Below are 19,593 nucleotides of genomic sequence, written 5' to 3'. Positions count from 1 at the left end.
AAACATAGGATTGAAAGTTATTGAAAATTTTACTGATAGGCACTAATATGATTGTTGTAGCTAAAGAAAAACTACATTGAGAGGAGCAGATCAAGATTTAAGTAAAAGTTTTCGAAAAGAGGAGTGCTATGAGTAATACAGATGACAAGAGTCTGGTGATAGGGTGTCTTGGAGCAATAATTGTTTTTGTTCTTCTGTGGGTCGCTACAGGTAACTTTATAGTCGCTATTGTGATTGGCTTTGGGTTAGGACTAGTTTCGAATTGGTTAGCAAAGAAACGCAAGGATACGCAAGTTGAACGAGATCAGGAACTATTGATTATCCACATGAAGACAGCTAAGAACTTTCAAGTGTCACAATACTACATATCTGAGGACAAAAAGAGCCTAATTGCAGTAGACAGTGTAAATAAAAAGTTTTGCTTTGTTGATGATAGGCATGGTGGAAGGAAGAAAGTGTATTCATACGAGGATTTGCTGCGTTCAGAAATAGTTGAAGATGGAGTGGCAATAACCAATACCTCCAGAACTATCCAGATTGGTGGGGCTGTCATTGGAGGCATGCTCGCTGGTGGTGCTGGAGCGATGGTAGGAGCGTTGACAGGTAGCCAGAATACAAGCTCTCATGTCAAACTGGTCACGTTGCAAGTTACCTTAGATGATCTAGAGGAGCCAGTTAGGTACATAAGATTCCTTTATAAAGATTCTCCTATCCCAAAAGACTCTGAAAGATACCAGATCGCTATACGAGAAGCAAATCATTGGCATGGGATGATCAGTATTTACATACGAAATGCCAGTAAGGAACAATCATGACTCCACAAAAAGAAAGAGGAAGCTTAGTGAAATACAAAACAAAATTCGTGTGTCTTATCATGCTTATCGTAGCATTTATATTAACGGCTTGTGGAGCAGAGTATGATTCCAGCATACACGATGCTAAAATAGCTGAAATAAACAACAATAGTGATTTAACGAAATATATTAACTACTATGAGGCATTGGGCAAAAACGACATTATGATAATTAAAAGCGAGGACAAAGAAGAATCAGAGTTTACGGACGGCAAAGTATATCAATATACAGTTCTGATTGATGTAAATAGCAATTTTATGACCGCTTCTAGAAGCAATCAATTCGATTTTGTAAGCAAAGTAGCGGATATCTTTGAAGATACGGTAGCTGGTGAAGGCACATCATTTGTAGGAATATACGATAAAGTATTGATTACTTCAAGAGATAACGATCCTGAATATATGAAAGTGATGAATATACATGGAGTTAGAAAGTTGGATCGTAAAACGAGGGATGAGTACACTTTTGTGTATTACGATTCCAAAGGAAACCCAGTTTATGATTGATCACTGATATCAGCGAGTCATTAAGAAACAATGACGCAAAAAAAGCCTCTAGACCCACTTGTAAATATGGTCTGGAGGCTTTGTTTGGGATGAATCAAATTTCCTTCTGAACCTCGCTTGTAGATGACAAGTTGAGAGTTACTTATTCACATGAAGCCTATTTCATTTTGTGATTTAGACTGAATTCTTTTTCGATCTCTTCAATCACAACTATATGTTTCTTGTGAAGGGAATTTTTCCAGTATGTAAAAATTATGTGGAGAACTGAGAGAAGAAAAAGCAGTAAAGCAACTTTCATTAAAGTTTGATAAAAATTTATGCTGCTCGTCAAACTTACCAAGATTGAACTGATGCTATCGTACCAAGCATTTGCTTGATTAGGATCACTTTCCTTATTACTATTGGCGATGTCTAGGCTAGATATCATAATTGTGATTACCACGCCTGTTGCTGTAAGTACTATGGTAAAGATGATTTTCATGAAGCCATCAATAGATTGAGGTACTATTTCAGAGTTGTTCCATGATTGAACTTTCAATTTAGCCATTTTGAATTGCATTTTCGGTAATTTTTTATATGCCATATAAAGAGCTTCTATGGAATTAGGTTCTTTGTTCTCATAGGCACTGAAAGGATGTCTCAGCATCTTCTTAAAGCGAAAATAATAGTGTGTTTCAAGCAATGCTACTCCTAAAGCTGCTATGATCCATAAGATAAGTACAGTTGTTTGCAGAAAAAGTCCCTCCAGTTGTAGCTTATGTCTTAACTGTTGAATGTCCCAGGAATAATGGTTGAACAATGAATGATATCTTCAACTGGAATCCATGTAGTTTCATCGTGGGCGTGTAGTTTGACGTGAGATTTATTACTAGTTAGCGAGATGTTACCGTAGAATGTGGTTCCATCCTCAAATGTGAGATGAACTGAGTAATGTTTCTTCTCTGCGAGTATAAGGTCTTTAGTCATGGTTTTTCCTCCTTGTGTTTCTTTAGTCGTGTATAAGTATAATTCTTATTTACTATAAAGGGAATATCTGAGATAATTTATTTGTTGTAAATACATTTTTCAGGAGGAGTTACATTGGGAGTGAAAAAAGTTAGTATTGTTCTGTTAGCTTGTTTACTAGTAGGTGGAACGGCAACATACGCAGCGACTAAAAGTAAGACGGTTCAAGCGACAGTCAGTAGTTTCAAATATGCATTAAATGGAGTTAACTGGAATCCGAAAACCACAACAGCACCTGTAGTGATCAATGGGCAAACGTACATACCAGTAAGCTTAGCTAAGGAAGCAACGAAGACGAATATAAGTATTGACGCCAAATCAGGTAAAATGAACTTTGGAGAAAAACTTGCTGAGACACCAATAGATAAAGAAAAGATTTCATATGGATACGGTAATTACGCTGCCCTGTCCAAAGATACAAAGTACACTCAAGCAACAGAGGTGCCATACAAAGAAGTGATAGTTGGAAAGAACCTTGCCCAAATCACCTTTTACCCTGATAACAAGTACCAGACCATGGTTCTTGATTTGAAAGCTTTTGATGGTTCGGCAAAGGTGTCAGTTATCGATGAAGATACAAAAGAAGAATTAAAAGCATTATTCCTTAATATAGATTCTCCAGTTGAAGAGTTGGATTTTAGTGTTGTGGGACGGAAATCTATAGTTGTGAAATTCGAGGCAGATAATTATTCTAAAGGTACAAACGTAACAATATTCCCAAGTTCTTACTACAAATAAGATTAAAGAAATGCTGTCGGCAACGAGCCGACAGCATTTTTATGCGCATCAGCCACAAACCAAGTCGGATTTATTGATCAGTTTGATCATTACAATTAATAGTGCTGGGATAAGGTACTGTACTGTTTCTTATGTAGCGTGGTGGGCATAGATGCTCTGTGCGGCAATGTGTGGATAAGTGTCTCTAGAAATGCATTGAGGTCATCTGTTCGTTTTTCAATGAAATTAACAAAAAACAGTTAGGCGTCCAAGCTGTTAGTTCATATACTTTGGGAAGTACTGGGGGAAATTAACTGAATAAAACTCATAGCAGACATATGCCACGGCATTAAAGTCCACGATGATTTTATGTGGTGTGATGGTATAACTATAAATGTTGCGAGATATGAAGCGGAGATTTGGCTGCTGAGGTCGATGATAGTGCTGCCATAGTCTGTGATTGTGATACGGAAGTCCTCTCCAGCAAAAGAAAGAGCCGAGCGGCTCGTAGCTAGCAAATATTTATTATTCCATAATTTAGTTTCCACATGTATACTGTAAAGTGGACAAGAGCGGACTTTAACTGACCTCCATATGAGGGGAGGTGGTAATATGTCTACTTATGAGGCACTTATTCTTATGATCTCATTCGCTACACTTATAGTGTTAATCATTCGAAACAAACAGAAATAACCGCCCTCTCGCCAAAGACTGCGGCTATCTCATAGAAAACTATTACCGCTCTTGTCCTTTGTAAAATATAATTTACTGAAACAAGTGGCAATTCAATTTTAACTTCAAATGTAACGCATTACAATAACTTTAATAGTTATTTTTATTCTTTAAAAGCAAATGTAACACACATCATAAAGAGAATTGACAAGTTACAGACAATCGTAATGTCTAACAGATGGTCTTATTTTTAAAATTATTGAATTTACACAAATTAGAGGTGAATATTTTGGAATTGAAGATCAACATAAAACAAGAACTGTGGGAATCTATTGAAAAGAATTATGAGAATGAAAGCTATTCTAGTGCTATCTTGGATGCTATCCATCAACTGACTGAAACTATTCGAAATAAGACTGGTCTAGAGGGAGATGGCTCCTCCTTAGTTGGTCAAGCATTTGGTAGTGATTCCCCAAAGATTCAGCTTAACAAGATGCAGACTGAATCAGAGAAAAATGTTCAAAAAGGAATGGGAGAACTATTACGAGGGGTATACACAGCGATTAGGAATCCCAGAAGCCACGATAAGCATATCGACAATAAAAGCGAAGCCGATGCGATAATACTTTTCCTTGATTACTTACTCAAGGTAATTGATAATTCTAAGGTACAATTTGAAATAGAATCATTTTTAGGACGTGTGTTTGATAAGTATTACGTATGTACAGATGAATATTCTAAACTGTTGGCTGATGAAATACCGAAAAGACAGCGACTTAACATTGCAATAGAGGTAGTTCTACGTAGAAAAAACGAAACTGTGGACATTCATGGTCTGAAAAGTTTTATGTTTTCTTTGTTAGAAAGGCTAGAGGAGAATGAAATTAAACAATTATACGTTGTTATAAGTGAAGAATTGAAATACACAAGTGAATATGAAGACTTATACACAATTTTACATATATTACCTTCAGAATATTGGAATTTAATTAATAAAGCAATTAAGATTAGAGTTGAGAATATCCTTTTCCAGGATGTTAAGTCAGGTACTATAGATGCCAAAACCGGAAAGTGCAAAGAGGGAGCATTGGGAACTTGGATGCAAATGGATTTAATTAGTCGATTTGCGAACATTAATGACTGGACTGGAATGATAATTGATAAAATGAAAAGTGGTAATGAGGGAGAAATAGCTTATGTTGAAAGGTATTTTTGGGGAGACATTTGCATTGCAAATAGAGATGAAATTACCTTTTATCTTGAATGGTATATAAGGGATGGCTTAGAGGAAAAGGATCCCATAATAATAGAAAAATTAATGGAAGAAATTAAATTTGATGAAGATCATCCTTGGTGGGAAGAGTTTGAAGAAGAGTTGAAGGAGCATCCTGGGATACAGCATGTCGAGTTGCCTTTTTGATCTGGTGAGGTATGTATTCTTGAGTGCAGAAAACTCGTTTTGAGTAACATTACACTTTGAATTGTCACTTTAATGTTGACAATAAATCAGGGTCTATAGTATCTTTTTCGTGAACAATTTTGGCAACTAATTGTTCGCCTCGAACCCAATAAATGATGAATAGTTAAATAAAATTATAGAAGTCTTAAGAACCCTGTACCCAGCGATTGCCGAAAAGTTCAAAACAACGCCGTCTCGCGTCGAACGTGCCATCCGTCATGCCATTGAAGTGGCTTGGACACGTGGCAACATCGACAGCATCAGCCACCTGTTTGGCTATACAATCAATATCAGCAAGTCGAAACCGACGAACTCTGAGTTTATCGCTATGGTTGCTGACAAGCTGAGAATTGAGCATAAGGTGTCCTGAAAGGATCAGGAATAGTGATTATCTAAACAAATAAATTTAACTTATTTACACATAAGGAACACCACGTTTTTGTTGAGTTTTTCAAGACCAATAAAAACGTGGTGTTTTTTTGCGCGAAAAATATGTAAATCATTTTTAGAATAATGAAGCATCCTTTATTAAACAGGAGCGATTGGAATGAATCTTTATCAGATATATATTTGGAATGATGAAATTTTTTACAAACTTTTACTTGCAGTTAACGCTTTCTCAGCAAGAAAGTGGTACGATGTGACCACTGACAAGATACACATTATAGGTATAAAGGATGAATTATATGAGGAGAACGGCTTTTTTCAGTAAATACATAAATGAACTATACAATTCTTTGAAATATGTAAATAAATCATTTCAACAATCCATGCTTAGTTACAGGCAATTCACCGGACTGCAAAAAATTATGCGTAATAGAATGCTTACTACATATTTTCAACCAATCTTGAATCTGCAGAATGGGAGCTGTCTTGGATACGAGATATTAAACCGTCCTCCCATCTCTAATCTTTTTCCAAATGCAGAATCTTTTTATCAATTCATTGGTCATACGGATCAGGTGTTCACGTTTGAACGCTTCTGTCGTGAGATTTCGATTGAAAGATTCAGAGCCTCTTTAACGACAGAGCGTTATCCCGACAATACCGTCGTTTTTTTGAATATACATCCTCAGGTTTTAGCCGATACCACATACCGCAGTGGAGAAACAATCAGTCTATTGAACAGTTATGGTCTTTCCCCTGAGCAAGTGGTCTTCGAGTTAACCGAAAAACAGGCAGTCCAAGACTATGTAGAATTCGAACGCATTCTTTCGAATTATCGCTCACAGGGCTTTCGGATTGCCATTGATGATGCGGGTTCCGGATATAGCAGTCTGAAAGCGATTGTAAGTCTAAAACCAGATTTTATTAAATTGGACAGAGCACTGATTAGTCGAGTGGACACACATTCGGATCAGCAGCACATTGTAAGAATTCTTAAACAATTTGCTGTCGACTCGGGGACGAGTATCATCGCTGAAGGCATCGAGCGTTACGAGGAAATTCAATTTTTGCGACATGAAGGTATCGAATACGGTCAGGGTTACGCACTTGGAAGGCCTGACACAGTATTAAGGCCATCTCCATTATCTTTTCCATAGGGGATAATTAAAGATTTAAAAGTAGATGGTATGGCTATGTACAAAGGAGGCGAATGTTATATTTACGCAAATAGGTGAGATAGCCGATACGATTCCTATAGTAGCATCCGAAACAAAATGTGATATCGTCTACCATCTTTTTAAATCCAATCCCAATCTGGAAGGTGTAGCTGTTATGGGAGAACAAGGTGTGTCATTAATGATGCGTGCTCGTTTCTTCCAGCAGATTGGTACACAGTATGGCTATAATTTGTATATGGGACGCCCGGTGGAACTGGTTATGAACGCCCGGGCACTAGTCGTCGATTACGCTGAACAGATTACGGATGTAAGTGTTCTGGCTATGAATCGATCTGAAGAAGAGTTATACGATCTAGTTCTTATAACAGCTGAAGGCATTTTGAATGGAGCAGTTAGTATCCGACGTCTGCTGCTCGCTGTGGCTGATGTTCGTGCCGAGATGGCTATTTTTATGAATCCCTTGACAGGTCTTCCAGGTAACCGAATTATAGATGAACGATTGTATCAGTTACTTCAGCTTGATTATTTTAGTGTTCTATACATAGATTTGGATCACTTTAAATCCTACAATGATAGCTATGGGTTCAAAATGGGGGATCAGCTCATTCAAGCTACTGCTAATCTGCTCCGGAAACATTTTGTTTTTCCAGAGGCTTTTCTTGGCCATATCGGTGGAGACGATTTTATTGTGATATTAAATCATCATGAATTTAGAAACGTTTGTGAAGAAGTGATCACAGGTTTTGAGCAGATCAAGGGTACGTTTTACAATCAGGAGGACTTGGATAATCAATATGTTTTGGGCGAAGGGCGTTCTGGACTGAACCGACCTATACCGCTTGTTTCGGTGTCGATCGCTGTGGTCACGAACCAAAGACAACAGTATGAAAACATTGATCAAATTGTGAGTGAGGCGACGCGGGTTAAAAAAGTATGTAAATCGGTGAATGGCAGCATTATTTGTGCAAATGAGGAGGTCGTATAACCAGTAATGTCAGGAAAAACATTAGATACGGAAAAAACCGTTATTTACAGGTCTCTTCTACCTGTAAATAACGGTTTTTTTAATGGAGAATAGTTATCTATTATGTAATCAATTAAACCCGAATGTCCAGCGATGTATAGGATGGGGCAGGGGATGCATTTGATTGCGTCTCTTGGATTTTTCCAGGTTCTTTATCATTCTCCGTATCGTTGGAAATCTTCGATTTGTTTTCGGTCTTATTTTCTTTATTTACTTCCTTATCTTCATTTGCAGGAGATTGTGGAGTAGAATGGATAGCTTCTGTTGGTACCGGTTGGTTGATTTATTTTAATTTTTTCCCGATGGACTGATCAACCTTTCGGATTTGAGAATCAATCTCTTGAACCATCTCACGCTTCATTTGAAAAACAGTTTGTTCAGCGTTCTCCAGCATCATCGACTTGCCCATATCGTTTCCAGCGTCATTATCGAGAACGATCCGGTCGAAGCGGGTTTCCCCTTCTAGTGTTTGAATGGACCCGACCATGCGATCACGCAAACCTACCAGTTTGCCTAACTGATCATAAGTCTGGCTATGTTTGATTAGATGACCCATTACAAGAAGCAAATGAAGACACGCCTGCTAATAAGTTCACTTTCACTTCTTTGTTGCTTACTTGCTAATAATAATTGATAATGGTTATCAATAAGTGAAGGACTGTTTAGTCAATCTATTTAGACGGAGTTGGGTTAATGAAATGTGGAATAATTATTACATACTCTGGAACTATGCTGCTGTGAGTATTGCGGATATACGTTATATGGAGTTAGGGCCAACTGAGGAGCTAACATACAAATTTCCTGCGAGCACGTTTGTATTCACCATCCAGGGTAAAGCCTATGTAACCATAAACGACCAGAAGCATGAAGTGAGTCGTTTTTATGTTCTTCATGGTGGAAAGGGAAGCGTGCTGCATATTGAAGCTGGACAATCCGGACTGAATCTGTTTTACCTTATGTACAAAGTAAGTCTGCCTAGTGGAGGAAGAACCGATTTGGGCAACATGATGGAGCGCATGAATCCATTTCAGTTAACCTATGGTTTTGCCCCCAAGTCACCAGTTGTGCTGTATGAGCAAGTAAAACAGATACACACGTTTTGGAATCAAAAGAACCCCATACATCATTTTCAGGCAAAGAGCCTGTTTTACCCTTTTGTAGAGAAGGTATCAGCACAAATTCCTCATGCTGCAACTCGCTATTCCGTTACGGATCAGATCAGTAAAGTTATTGAAATTGTGGAATCCTCTTATGCGGAGCCATTGACGTTGCATGTTTTGGCTGAGAAGGTCGGCAGCAGTCCCAGAAGTCTGTCCCGCAAGTTCAAGCAGGCCACGGGTTATAGCCCAATTGACTATTTGATTCAGTTCCGTTTGTTCAAGGCCAAGGAGGTGCTGCTGCACACCGACGCTACATTAGATGAGATTGCAGCAGGTATCGGTTATCCGGACGGATATTATCTGGGACGTATGTTCAAAAAACATACAGGCCTTTCTCCACTTCAGTTCAAGGAGAAAACATCCGGACCTCTAAAGTGGCCTGATCTGACATCGACATTGGCTCGAAATGACATTTCCAGTGGAAGAGCTGGAAGGTATGTTTATAACGATGATGATAATCATTATCAATATAAACACGGAGGGTCATTGTACATGAATAGACAGACAAGAACGGGAATGCTGCTTAGTATTTTATTAAGTCTCACTTTACTGCTGAGTGCCTGCTCGACAGGAGCAACTAGTAATTCTGGGGGAGAAAATGCGGGAAGCAAAGGGGCTTCGAGTGCCACCAGCACAGTAACGACAGATAGCCAATCGAACAATTCCGAGCCTCGGATCATCTCCACGGTTAAGGGAGATATCACGGTCCCGGCTGAACCCAAGCGAATTGTGGTTGATTTATATTTGGGAAGTCTGATTGCTTTGGGAATCAAGCCAGTCGGTACACCGGAAATGAACTTGAAAAATCCCTATTTTACCAAATCACTTGAGGGTGTAGAAAATATTGGTGAATACGAAACCATTTCTCTTGAAAAGGTGTTGGAACTTCAACCAGACCTGATTGTCACAGGTGATCCTGATTTGTTTGATTCTTTTAGTAAAATTGCGCCTACGCTTGTTGTTCCTTATGGTGAGTTGAAAAATACCCATGAAGAGATCGCTTATTTCGGTAAAGCATTGAACAAAGAAAAAGAGGCCGAGTCATGGTTGGCCGATTACGACGGACGAATTGCGGACGCCAAGAAGCGTGTCAGTGAAGCAATCGAAGCAGATGCAGAAGTATCAGTTATGCAATTTTACGATAAAGCACCATTAGCTTTTGGTGATAATTTTGGGCGTGGAGGTCAGGCTGTATACAGTGCTCTCGGATTGAATCCTCCAGCAGACAAAAAGGAGATATTAATGAAAGATCAGCTTGTTGAAGTTTCGTCCGAATCCATACCCGAATTTGCCGGTGATTACATTATTCTTACGGCAGAGAACCTGACTGTAGAGGAATTGAAATCTAAGCCAGTATGGAGTTCACTTGATGCCGTAAAGAATAATCGTGTGTTTATCTGGAGTCCGGATCGTTCATGGTACTTTGACCCTATTGCAACGTTGGATCAGACCGAGGAATTGGCAGCTTGGTTCACGAAGACAGCGGATCAAAAGTAAATCTTTCGGATCATTGGTTGGTGAAATTGAATCCTGGTCAAAATACAGTTGATAATGAAAATTATTATCATCTATAATGAGGAATAATAGTGAACCACTATAACGCTTCGGTTAAGGATGGTTTGCAGAATAATGACCTGAACAAGGTCTTTGTTCCTGGTGAGACTGGGATTGGAGAGTAATCGATGCAATTAAACGAACAGATGCATAGCTGGAATCAAGCGGCTGTTAAAATTCTGGATATACGCCGGATCGTCATGGAGGCAGGGGAGATACAGGAATCCTATTTGCTTCCGGCAAACGCTTTTATATACAGCATTCGGGGTGCAGCACAACTTATATTGGATGGGAAAACACACGAAGCACAGCGATTCTGTATTCTGCATAGTGGTAAAGGGTCATCACTGGATATTCGGGTGAGCGAAAAGTTTGAATATTATTTGCTGTTCTACAGGGCATTCCTTGCGTTCCCAACTCATCGTAAAACATGGAGGTTATCACAACCTCCTCAGGTTCAGGTTGCTCCGTTCTCTTTGCAATATGGGTTTACGCCGAGCAATCCTCTTGCTATATTACGCTATTTTGGTGAACTGGAGAAAGCGTGGGATCAGGCGAGCAGATTGGACTTGCTGCAAGTGAAAAGTTTGTTCTACCAATTCATTCATGAGCTGTTGTTTCAATTGGCAGAGCAGGAGGTCAGGACAGTGCTTCCAGACCCTATTGAGCAAACACTTCGCTACATTCAGCAACATTATAGGGAACAGGTGACTTTGGATTTTTTGGCTGAACAATTCAACTACAGCTCCCGTCATTTATCTATGCAGTTTAAACGAAAGACAGGACACAGCCCGATTGATTATCTCATTCAAACGAGACTGACCAAGGCCAAGAATCTGCTTGTGCGATCCGATGCAACCCTGCGCGAAATCGCGGCAGAAGTGGGATACACGGATGTGTATTATTTCAGCCGCATTTTCAAAAAACATGTGGGCCTATCTCCCACACTCTATCAGCGGAAAATAAGAGACCAGACCCTGGCAGAGGATCATCCATTACAATTCTCCGAATCGTCCATTGGCTGGAGATGGAAGCGAGGATATATTGATTATGAGAATCATTATCAATATATAGACGGAGGGTCTACATCAATGAAAAGAAGAAAAGCAAGCTCCAGCATGATTTTGGTTGCACTTTTAAGCATCACAATGCTTTTATCGGCATGCTCCGCTGGCACTGCAACAACAACAGCTACGGGGGAAGGAACGAATACGAACTCATCTACGAGCACAGCCACATCTTCATCATCAGAATCAGGTAATCAAACGAACAATGAAAATGGAACACGCACGATCTCCACGGTTAAAGGTGATGTTGTTGTTCCGGCAAATCCTAAACGGGTGGTTGTACTTTATCTTCAAGGAGATGTTGTAGCGCTAGGAATTAAGCCTATTGCGACGTCTGACGTTTTTGATGGGGCGGCATATAAGAATGAGCTTGAAGGTGTAAATTCACTAGGCACCTGGTTTGAACCAAACCCTGAGGCTGTCATTGATCTGGACCCGGATTTGATCATTGTTCCCTCAGAAGAGACTTACACGCTATTAAAAGATATTGCACCAACGGTGTATGTCCCATATGAGAAAATGACAACGGAAGAAAGACTTCATAGTATCGCTAGCATTTTCGGCAAAGAACAGGAAGCAGACGTTTTAATCGACAATCTTAACAGTAAAGTTGAAGAGAGCAAGAAAACACTTGCTGATGCAGGCATACTGGACAAAACGGCCTCCATCGTCGAGGGTGGACTGAAAGAGATGGTCATTGTAGAAAGTAAGCAGTACGGCCGAGGATCTCAGGCTATATACGAGTACTTGGAAATGAAAGCACCTGAAGCGGTCCAGAAAAAAATTGACGTCGTTTCCGACGCGGCAGGTTCGACCTTGTCCATGGAAGTTCTTCCTGAATATATGGGAGACTACGTATTTCGTTCAGTATATGAAGGCGCAGATAACCTTAACGATAACCCAATCTGGAATAGCATACCCGCTATCAAAGAAGGCCGTCTAATCGAAATTGACTTTGATTTCTTCTATTACTCGGATATCTATTCCATCAACAAGCAAATCGATTTCGTTGTCGAGCATCTATTGGCAGCTTCCAAAGTTAAGTAATCAACAAATAAATAACCGATAGTAGTTTTGTATAAGAAATGTTTGAATTTTAGCCATTGTAATTTGATAAGTTTCCCATTAGACTAGGAAAAGAGTGATAATGAGAATCGATATCAAATAGTCGAGTGCTTTGGACCGAACTGATGGAGGTAACTACATGGATCAGCATTTGGAATTATATGATGTAACAATTATCGGCGGGGGGCCTGCCGGCATGTATTCTGCATTTTACAGCGGGATGCGTGATATGAAGACCAAGTTGATTGAGGCGCGGGATAGATTGGGTGGTCGCATGCTCTTTTATCCAGAGAAAATGATCTGGGACGTTGGCGGCGTCACTCCAATTCTGTGTGAAAATTTGATTAAACAGCTGGAAGAACAGGCGAGAACATTTGAGCCAACGATTGTGTTTGAACAGCAAATTGAAGGATTCGAGCGTCAGCCTGATGGCACGATTCTGCTGACATCGAGTACAGGAGAACAACACTGGACACGTACCGTCATATTGGCGATCGGGTATGGTATATATAAAATGGCGAAGCTGGAGCTTGAAGGCGCTGACCGTTATGAGGTTACCAATCTTCACTATACAGTACAGGAGCTGGAGCCTTTCCGTGGCAAACGGGTACTGATCTCTGGTGGGGGTGACTCCGCTGTGGATTGGGCCAATGAGCTTGAAGCACTGGCAGAACAAGTGACGGTAGTGCATCGTCGTGACCGTTTTGGTGGATTGGAGCGTAATGTACTGCGGATGAGAGAATCCTCAGTAGATATTCGTACACCATACGCCGTTGATACCCTACATAGTCAAAGTGGGGAGATCATCGAACAGGTGACGATATCCCATGTTGAGACAGGTGAGAGTGAAGTCCTTGATGTGGATGCGATTATCGTTAACCACGGCATGAAGAGTGATTTTGGCCCGATCCGGGATTGGGGACTTGATCTTGGTGAATGGCATGTCACTACAACAGAGAAGCTGCAAACAAATATTCCAGGCGTCTTCGCTGCAGGAGACTTTGTAGATTACGGAAGTAAACTGTATCTGATTGCTGGTACATTTACGGATGCTGCCCTCGCGGTAAACAGTGCAAAACTGTATATGGATCCTGAGGCGGATAAAGTTGCCTATGTGTCTTCCCATAACAGCCGTTTCAAGGAGAAAAATAAAGCACTTGGTGTTGTGGAAGAATAGAATCTCTTCATATAATTCAACTCCAATTGTTCAAATCAAACGAAGTAGTTCTGGCTAATGCCGGAATTGCTTTTTTTGTTTCCATTTTCGGTATGAACCTCCTCGAATTGCACAACATAGAACAGGCACCGGAATTGAACATGCATCATCAACTGTCTATAATGAGCCTTAGAAGTGAGGAGAAACATCAAGAAACGTCAAACAGATTAGAGTGGAGTGCACAATATGAAAAAAGAATCTCAACGTATATCCACATTTATTCATCGGTGGTTCAAAGGCCCTGAGAAAAAACGGATCAAATGGTCGGAAGTCTATCTCGCTGTTGCTGGAAAAATGCATCGACTATTGGTGGAGGGCCGGCGCGCACGTTCAGCGGCCAGAAGACTGCATCAGGATTTGCCCATTACCGCTTTAGGCCAGATGAAGCTGGAGCCGGGAGATATTTTATATACGCCAAGTTCAGAATCAACTTATTACGCTGGGCATATGGGGATTATTGGACTCGACGGTAAAGTGTATCACGTACACCCTTATGGTCCTGTGTTTGCCGATTCCTTGGATTGGTACATCACCCGCTTTTATGAGGGAGATCGTTTCATTGTGTTTCGTTCCCATTTCAATCAGGCTGGTGTGAAGGCAGCGCAGTGGGTACAGGATCATTACAAGCAGGTGAAATTTTACCGATTGCAGACAAATCTGCGCAGCATTGAACGAAACTATTGTTCCAAGTTTATATATCAGGCGTACCAATTTACAACTGGACTTGATCTGTGGAGTCGAAAGTTTGTGAAGTTGAATCAGGGATATATCTATCCGTTTCGAATTGAGCGCTCACCTGAGCTGGAGGTTCTTGGAACGTTTTATAAATAAGGCAAGTTAACCGACGGAAGTTCCTTTCTCCTACAAGAGGTTTGAGGCAGGTTCTGTCGGTTTTTTTTGTATGTGTAGAGATCAAAAACAGGAAAAAGGCTCAAAACGTCGAATAGATTATGAGATAGGCATGCACAACTTGGAATCGTATACATAACCAATGCAGGATCAATTTTTGCCCAAGCATAAGCAATTTACCCCTTAGAAGGCAAACAAGGAAGAGAGAGAAAGAGATGAAATGGCTGAACTTTGTACGCAGGTTCAAATCAAACTCAAACGTAGTAAACCTATCCGATTACACTCCTAGGAAGGAAAGGAGGCAATATTGTTCCATCTGTAGTAAAAAAGTGAAGTCCATCGTGCATTATGCGACTTCCCAGGGAAATGTTGCAGGTGTATGCAGTTCTTGTAAATCAGTGGCGGAACATCGAGGAATGTTACCCATTTAATAAGGAAGAGATACGCTCAGGAAATAACATTGCTTTGATTTATGAGCGTTTTTGTAGTACATTAGCAAATGTATTCGAAGGAGGATTCTAATGTACTCAGGTAGACAAGACGATACTTTATACATCATGACCTACACCTTAAACAGCGGTATCAAGGGTACGGTTCCACTGTCAAATAAGCAGATTATTGAGTGGCTGGATTGCTACAGAAATGAGAAGCGCTTCGTGACCGAAATCGGCAAGGAGTTTTTTGGATTGAATGCAGGATTGGTAGCAGATTTTAAAGTTCAGAATCATTTATCGGATTATCAGCAGACAATTATGCCTACACAGCAGCAGGATAACATGGAACGCTTGTCCAGCGCATATAAATCAACCGAGTTATTAATGAAGATTGATTGTAAATGTGGCACGGCATATGTTACGGAATCTCCATATAAGCGCACCAAATGGTATTGCACCAAGTGCAAAGAGATTGTATTTTTGGATGCCAAAAAAGGAATGGTAGAAACGTCGCGTGGCGACGCTTACTACATGACCAACAAATATTTTGTTTCCCGGGACTAGCGGGAGATGACGAATGGAAAGCATCGCTGTGAGGCGGTGCTTTTTTGTGTGCACAGAAAGAGCGCGTGACCGAGATATGGAGAAGTATATTAAGGGCATGCTGGTAAAAAGGAGTTATAATAAAAAAAGCCCACAGGGGCTTTTTTTGAAATCTCAGGAAACCTGTAGCAGCAGATACCGCCGATCAGAACCTATAGATTGATTATTGAATAACTGAGTCAGCTCAGCATTCAACTTTGTGAGGAGGAATGAAGCAGCAGCGACAGCGCGGCTCATAAGCTTCTGAATCGCCAATCATGACGACTGGTCCAAGCGTTACAGGCTCTCCATTAACGATACGCTGGGTGAAAGCCGCATCCGGGCTTCCGCATACGGCACAGAATGCCGACAGTTTCTCAATGTCATCAGCCATGGCGAGCAAACCGCCTACATATCCGAATTCCTTGCCACGGTAATCCATATTCAGTCCATCCACAATGACATGTTTGCCACAGTAGGCTAGCTCGGAGACCAGTTCCATGATGGCACTGCTGAAAAATTGCACTTCATCAAATGCAACAACATCAGCATCTTTGGTCTGAGTCAGGATCATTTCTACGGATTCCGGGGTCAATTGCCGGGGAATGGAATGGGCAGGCAGACGATAGCCGATACGGCTAACGATCTCGTCTTGGGCAAACCGATCATCTTCGGCAGGTTTGTAAGCAACGACCTTTTTACGGCCAAATTGAATTAATTTCTGACAACGGCGAATGAGTTCACCGGATTTTTCACTAAACATAGGTCCTGTAATTACGGTAATTCGTCCTGTTTGCACAGTTCTGCTACTCCTCTCACATGCGGGATTCAACAAAAAAAAGCGACCATTACAGAGTACCACAAAATCTTTAGTAAGAGCCAGAACTAATCTAAGCAGCTTTGTGTTACTATATGGATTGTTAAGCTGTTGGTTACGGCAGTGTAGTGCATAAGCCAGGAGCGATTGAAAAGAGGTGTTAACGATGAGTGAAGCATTATCCGAATTACAAGAGCGATATGAACGTTTGAAAGGGCAGTCAGTCCTTGACGAAGCTACGCAGGCGTTGTTTGCAGACTTGTTCGCTGAAGCGGAGCGGCTGCAAGCCAGTAATCTGACGTTGCGCAGAACGATTCTGAAGTCCTCTTCCAAAGAGTCGCGCATGTCTACCAAGCTGCGGGATGCATTATACGAATAACCCGGAGATTACTCCGGGTTCTCTTCTGTCTGCAATTTGCGGGGAAATAGAATACCTGCTGTAATTCTGGCAATCATGGCGAAGGTGAGGCCGATACCTGCAAACATATAGATGACCGTAAATGCCTTGCCGAATCCGGTCGATGGTACAAAATCCGGATGTCCCACCGTTGTTAGAGTTACTGCGCAGAAGTAGAGGGCATCAATCCAGTGCAGACCTTCAACACGAGTATAGAATAACGTGCCCGAGAGAAGTGTCGCCGCAGTTAATACAAACAGAGCCAGGAACTTCTGGTCCTTGAAGGCATGGAAAATGCCTTTAAGCAATCTTTTTAGTGTAATGATAAACGAGACCATGTTGATCCATCCTGTCTATGGAAGAGTGGGCATTGTGCATATTCAAGATACTAACTCTGAATTTATGCAAAATACCTGTTTGAATAAATAAGCATTATACCTGATCAAGTAACGCATATAAAGGCAGATGTAAGGTTGGGATGTTGAAATGTTGCGGAGCCAGAAGAAATGACAAAAAGCCCGGACTCAGGAAGTCGTACCGGGCGTCTCTGCTTTGTCGGCTGATGGTGTGTTTTTTGAACGAAAACGGGGTCCTACATAATTACGCTTGCGGTCACGGAACAGAATCCAGCCTCCCAGAAAACTCATGCCTGCGGCGAACAGGACAAGTCCTCCACCAAAGGAGAGCCATTGAAAACCTGGTGAGATCTGCTCGTTCCCATGCTCGGCATAATACAGGAAAAGGGCGTCCTTCATCATTAGAAAACCCTTCATTGCCATTAACCCGGGAATGACCAGAACAATAATCGCCACAAATCGTGCAAAGATCAGTCTAGTATTCATCACCATTAAACTCCTTCTGCCTGAGGTTGACGTAAAATAAAGGTTGCGCTTACAGGTCATACCTGATTCCATCATAGCTTGGTTTTCAGAAGCTGTCCATGCGTTTCAGGGTCAAATTTTGAGTTGACTGCTCAAGGGGAGTACAATGGAATACAGATAACGTCTATGAGAAAGAGAATCATTTGAATCATCATCTTACAAATATATTGAAATTGTATTGAAATTATATGGATAGAGGAGAACATTAAAGATGCCAATTACATGTGATGTTGCCATTCTTGGAGGAGGAACGGGAGGGTACGTTGCTGCCATCCGTGCCGCACAGTTAGGAAAACAGGTTGTTATTATCGAGAAGGATAAGCTAGGGGGCACCTGTCTGCATCGTGGCTGTATTCCGAGCAAGGCGTTGCTGCGAAGTGCGGAAGTGTACGCTGAGATACAAGAGAGCGAAATGTATGGGATTGAAACTGCTGGAGCAACACTTGTATTTCCGAAGGTTCAGGCGCGCAAGGATGCAATTGTGGAGCAGCTTCATCAAGGTGTGCAGTATTTAATGAAAAAAAATAAAATTCAGGTCGTACACGCTAAAGGGCGCGTAATCGGACCTTCCATTTTCTCCCCTCAGAGCGGTGCTTTGGCTGTCGAGTTTGAAGATGGCGAGATGGATACGGTTGTGCCAACCAACCTCATTATTGCTACCGGGTCTCGCCCACGGGTACTGCCAGGTCTTGAGCCAGACGGCCGATACATCATGAGCAGTGATGAGGCTTTGCGAATGGATGAATTACCAGCATCTCTGATCATTGTTGGTGGTGGCGTAATTGGCCTCGAATGGGCCTCCATGCTGAATGATTTTGGCGTCGAAATTACAGTTGTTGAAGCTGCTGCTCATGTATTGCCAGCAGAGGATGAAGATGTAGCCAAGGAAATGCAGAGATTGCTTGGGAAACGCGGTGTTCGCTTCCTAACAGGCGCTAGCGTTCTGACAGAGACATATAGCATACAGAAAGACGGTATTCAGATTGATGTCAAGCTGGGGGACGAGAAGCAAGAGACCCTGAAAGCGGACAAGATGCTGGTGTCGGTTGGTCGCCAGGCCAATGTCGAAAATATCGGACTCGAAAATACAGATATCAAACTCGAACGCGGGTTTATTGCCGTGAATCAACATCTTCAAACGGGTGAGGGACACATTTATGCAATCGGCGATGTCATCGGCGGATTACAGCTAGCACATGCAGCGAGTCATGAAGGCATTTTGGCAGTGAATCATCTGGCGGGTGAAACGGTACATGCCGTCGAATCACATCGAATCCCGCGCTGTGTCTATACTCGTCCGGAAGCAGCGAGTATCGGATTCACGGAGCGCGAGGCCAAAGAGCGTGGTTATGAAGTGAAGACAGGCAAGTTCCCGTTCCAGGCGATTGGAAAATCTTTGGTTCATGGAAGTCGGGATGGATTCGTGAAGGTAATCGCGGATGCTAAGACGAATGATATATTGGGAGTACATATGATCGGTACCCATGTGACGGAACTGATCGCTGAAGCCTCTTTGGCTCAAATGCTGGATGCCACACCTTGGGAAGTGGGACAGACGATCCATCCTCACCCTACTTTATCGGAAATCATGGGTGAAGCCATGTTGGCAGTAGACGGAAAATCGATTGGAATGTAAGCCGGACAGGCTTATGAGAAAGGTCCTTTCCTTTTTTGGGTAAATGGGATTATAATAAGGTTAAGCCAAGTCTTAGTACCAGGTTATAAGATCGGGTAGTAAGACGGGCATAGGCTCTGATTAAAAGGAGGTA

The 19,593-nt window shown here is 41.5% G+C and carries 19 protein-coding genes and 1 pseudogene; 15 read left to right on the top strand and 5 right to left on the bottom strand.

Translation table 11 applies throughout. From position 1 onward, the window contains the following. The first annotated feature begins 128 nt into the window (after positions 1-128). Both HP548_RS23670 and HP548_RS23665 read left to right on the top strand, forming a co-directional pair. On the top strand, positions 129-815 hold the full coding sequence (locus tag HP548_RS23670; protein WP_175383064.1) for a hypothetical protein: 687 nt from the start codon (positions 129-131) through the stop codon (positions 813-815). After that, positions 812-1,360, top strand: a complete 549-nt coding sequence (locus HP548_RS23665; RefSeq protein ID WP_175383063.1) for a hypothetical protein — start codon at positions 812-814, stop codon at positions 1,358-1,360. Before HP548_RS23670 ends, HP548_RS23665 begins: the two co-directional genes overlap by 4 nt. A gap of 157 nt (positions 1,361-1,517) precedes the next feature. Here the strand turns inward: HP548_RS23665 and HP548_RS23660 are convergent, their stop codons facing one another. Further along, positions 1,518-2,159: a hypothetical protein gene (locus HP548_RS23660; RefSeq protein WP_175383062.1), complete on the bottom strand. Its 642-nt coding sequence runs from the start codon at positions 2,157-2,159 to the stop codon at positions 1,518-1,520. Between the two features lie 287 nt (positions 2,160-2,446). Here HP548_RS23660 and HP548_RS23655 point away from each other — a divergent pair, with 287 nt between their 5' ends. The 6 genes and pseudogenes from HP548_RS23655 (at position 2,447) to HP548_RS23635 (ending at position 7,763) form a co-directional block, all read left to right on the top strand. Then, positions 2,447-3,103: a stalk domain-containing protein gene (locus HP548_RS23655; RefSeq protein ID WP_343054938.1), complete on the top strand. Its 657-nt coding sequence runs from the start codon at positions 2,447-2,449 to the stop codon at positions 3,101-3,103. A 573-nt stretch (positions 3,104-3,676) separates the two neighbouring features. After that, a complete protein-coding gene (locus HP548_RS34145; RefSeq protein WP_409347675.1) occupies positions 3,677-3,775 on the top strand; it encodes a putative holin-like toxin in 99 nt (32 codons plus the stop codon). 268 nt (positions 3,776-4,043) lie between these two features. Then, positions 4,044-5,174: a TIGR02391 family protein gene (locus tag HP548_RS23650; RefSeq protein ID WP_175383060.1), complete on the top strand. Its 1,131-nt coding sequence runs from the start codon at positions 4,044-4,046 to the stop codon at positions 5,172-5,174. 181 nt (positions 5,175-5,355) lie between these two features. Next, positions 5,356-5,583: pseudogene (locus tag HP548_RS23645) on the top strand (sporulation initiation factor Spo0A C-terminal domain-containing protein); the annotation flags it as partial. A 307-nt stretch (positions 5,584-5,890) separates the two neighbouring features. Beyond that, positions 5,891-6,757 (top strand): EAL domain-containing protein, encoded by an 867-nt coding sequence (locus HP548_RS23640; RefSeq protein ID WP_343054926.1) that lies wholly within the window; start codon positions 5,891-5,893, stop codon positions 6,755-6,757. A gap of 175 nt (positions 6,758-6,932) precedes the next feature. Next, positions 6,933-7,763, top strand: a complete 831-nt coding sequence (locus HP548_RS23635) for a GGDEF domain-containing protein (protein WP_246318196.1) — start codon at positions 6,933-6,935, stop codon at positions 7,761-7,763. 322 nt (positions 7,764-8,085) lie between these two features. Here HP548_RS23635 and HP548_RS23630 read toward each other — a convergent pair whose 3' ends face one another. Then, positions 8,086-8,370, bottom strand: coding sequence for a hypothetical protein (locus HP548_RS23630; protein ID WP_099858201.1), 285 nt, complete (start codon positions 8,368-8,370; stop codon positions 8,086-8,088). Positions 8,371-8,500: 130 nt separating this feature from the next. Between HP548_RS23630 and HP548_RS23625 the strand changes: the two genes are divergently transcribed. The 5 genes from HP548_RS23625 (at position 8,501) to HP548_RS23605 (ending at position 15,711) form a co-directional block, all read left to right on the top strand. Next, positions 8,501-10,459 (top strand): AraC family transcriptional regulator, encoded by a 1,959-nt coding sequence (locus tag HP548_RS23625; RefSeq protein ID WP_175383058.1) that lies wholly within the window; start codon positions 8,501-8,503, stop codon positions 10,457-10,459. A 185-nt stretch (positions 10,460-10,644) separates the two neighbouring features. After that, positions 10,645-12,630 (top strand): AraC family transcriptional regulator, encoded by a 1,986-nt coding sequence (locus tag HP548_RS23620; RefSeq protein WP_175383057.1) that lies wholly within the window; start codon positions 10,645-10,647, stop codon positions 12,628-12,630. A gap of 157 nt (positions 12,631-12,787) precedes the next feature. Beyond that, positions 12,788-13,825, top strand: coding sequence for an NAD(P)/FAD-dependent oxidoreductase (locus tag HP548_RS23615; protein ID WP_076291893.1), 1,038 nt, complete (start codon positions 12,788-12,790; stop codon positions 13,823-13,825). Between the two features lie 225 nt (positions 13,826-14,050). After that, positions 14,051-14,695, top strand: a complete 645-nt coding sequence (locus HP548_RS23610; RefSeq protein ID WP_099858200.1) for a hypothetical protein — start codon at positions 14,051-14,053, stop codon at positions 14,693-14,695. A 539-nt stretch (positions 14,696-15,234) separates the two neighbouring features. Then, positions 15,235-15,711, top strand: a complete 477-nt coding sequence (locus HP548_RS23605; RefSeq protein WP_024630975.1) for a hypothetical protein — start codon at positions 15,235-15,237, stop codon at positions 15,709-15,711. Between the two features lie 223 nt (positions 15,712-15,934). Here the strand turns inward: HP548_RS23605 and HP548_RS23600 are convergent, their stop codons facing one another. Further along, a complete protein-coding gene (locus tag HP548_RS23600; protein WP_024630974.1) occupies positions 15,935-16,528 on the bottom strand; it encodes a thymidine kinase in 594 nt (197 codons plus the stop codon). Positions 16,529-16,712: 184 nt separating this feature from the next. On the opposite strand from HP548_RS23600, the gene HP548_RS23595 reads away from it, so the two are divergent. Further along, entirely contained in the window at positions 16,713-16,925 is a 213-nt protein-coding gene (locus HP548_RS23595; protein WP_076291895.1) for a hypothetical protein, read from the top strand. 8 nt (positions 16,926-16,933) lie between these two features. Here HP548_RS23595 and HP548_RS23590 read toward each other — a convergent pair whose 3' ends face one another. Continuing rightward, complete coding sequence (locus HP548_RS23590; RefSeq protein ID WP_024630972.1) at positions 16,934-17,281, bottom strand: potassium channel family protein; 348 nt, start codon at positions 17,279-17,281, stop codon at positions 16,934-16,936. A gap of 186 nt (positions 17,282-17,467) precedes the next feature. After that, positions 17,468-17,791, bottom strand: a complete 324-nt coding sequence (locus HP548_RS23585) for a DUF2627 domain-containing protein (protein ID WP_076291896.1) — start codon at positions 17,789-17,791, stop codon at positions 17,468-17,470. 244 nt (positions 17,792-18,035) lie between these two features. Between HP548_RS23585 and lpdA the strand changes: the two genes are divergently transcribed. Next, a complete protein-coding gene (gene lpdA / locus HP548_RS23580) occupies positions 18,036-19,460 on the top strand; it encodes a dihydrolipoyl dehydrogenase (protein ID WP_099858199.1) in 1,425 nt (474 codons plus the stop codon). Positions 19,461-19,593 lie beyond the last annotated feature (133 nt).

Origin of the sequence: Paenibacillus taichungensis, assembly GCF_013359905.1 — a bacterium.
Classification (GTDB): Bacteria; Bacillota; Bacilli; order Paenibacillales; family Paenibacillaceae; genus Paenibacillus; species Paenibacillus taichungensis.
This window is presented reverse-complemented; position numbering and strand designations above follow the sequence as displayed.

Bases quoted from the DNA above. Each gene is read 5' to 3' on its own strand.
- HP548_RS23670 (WP_175383064.1), top strand. From the start codon at position 129: ATGAGTAATACAGATGACAAGAGTCTGGTGATAGGGTGTCTTGGAGCA.
- HP548_RS23665 (WP_175383063.1), top strand. From the start codon at position 812: ATGACTCCACAAAAAGAAAGAGGAAGCTTAGTGAAATACAAAACAAAA.
- HP548_RS34145 (WP_409347675.1), top strand. From the start codon at position 3,677: ATGAGGGGAGGTGGTAATATGTCTACTTATGAGGCACTTATTCTTATG.
- HP548_RS23640 (WP_343054926.1), top strand. From the start codon at position 5,891: ATGAATTATATGAGGAGAACGGCTTTTTTCAGTAAATACATAAATGAA.
- HP548_RS23635 (WP_246318196.1), top strand. From the start codon at position 6,933: ATGGGAGAACAAGGTGTGTCATTAATGATGCGTGCTCGTTTCTTCCAG.
- HP548_RS23625 (WP_175383058.1), top strand. From the start codon at position 8,501: ATGTGGAATAATTATTACATACTCTGGAACTATGCTGCTGTGAGTATT.
- HP548_RS23620 (WP_175383057.1), top strand. From the start codon at position 10,645: ATGCAATTAAACGAACAGATGCATAGCTGGAATCAAGCGGCTGTTAAA.
- HP548_RS23615 (WP_076291893.1), top strand. From the start codon at position 12,788: ATGGATCAGCATTTGGAATTATATGATGTAACAATTATCGGCGGGGGG.
- HP548_RS23610 (WP_099858200.1), top strand. From the start codon at position 14,051: ATGAAAAAAGAATCTCAACGTATATCCACATTTATTCATCGGTGGTTC.
- HP548_RS23605 (WP_024630975.1), top strand. From the start codon at position 15,235: ATGTACTCAGGTAGACAAGACGATACTTTATACATCATGACCTACACC.
- HP548_RS23595 (WP_076291895.1), top strand. From the start codon at position 16,713: ATGAGTGAAGCATTATCCGAATTACAAGAGCGATATGAACGTTTGAAA.
- HP548_RS23590 (WP_024630972.1), bottom strand. From the start codon at position 17,281: ATGGTCTCGTTTATCATTACACTAAAAAGATTGCTTAAAGGCATTTTC.
- HP548_RS23585 (WP_076291896.1), bottom strand. From the start codon at position 17,791: ATGGTGATGAATACTAGACTGATCTTTGCACGATTTGTGGCGATTATT.
- lpdA (WP_099858199.1), top strand. From the start codon at position 18,036: ATGCCAATTACATGTGATGTTGCCATTCTTGGAGGAGGAACGGGAGGG.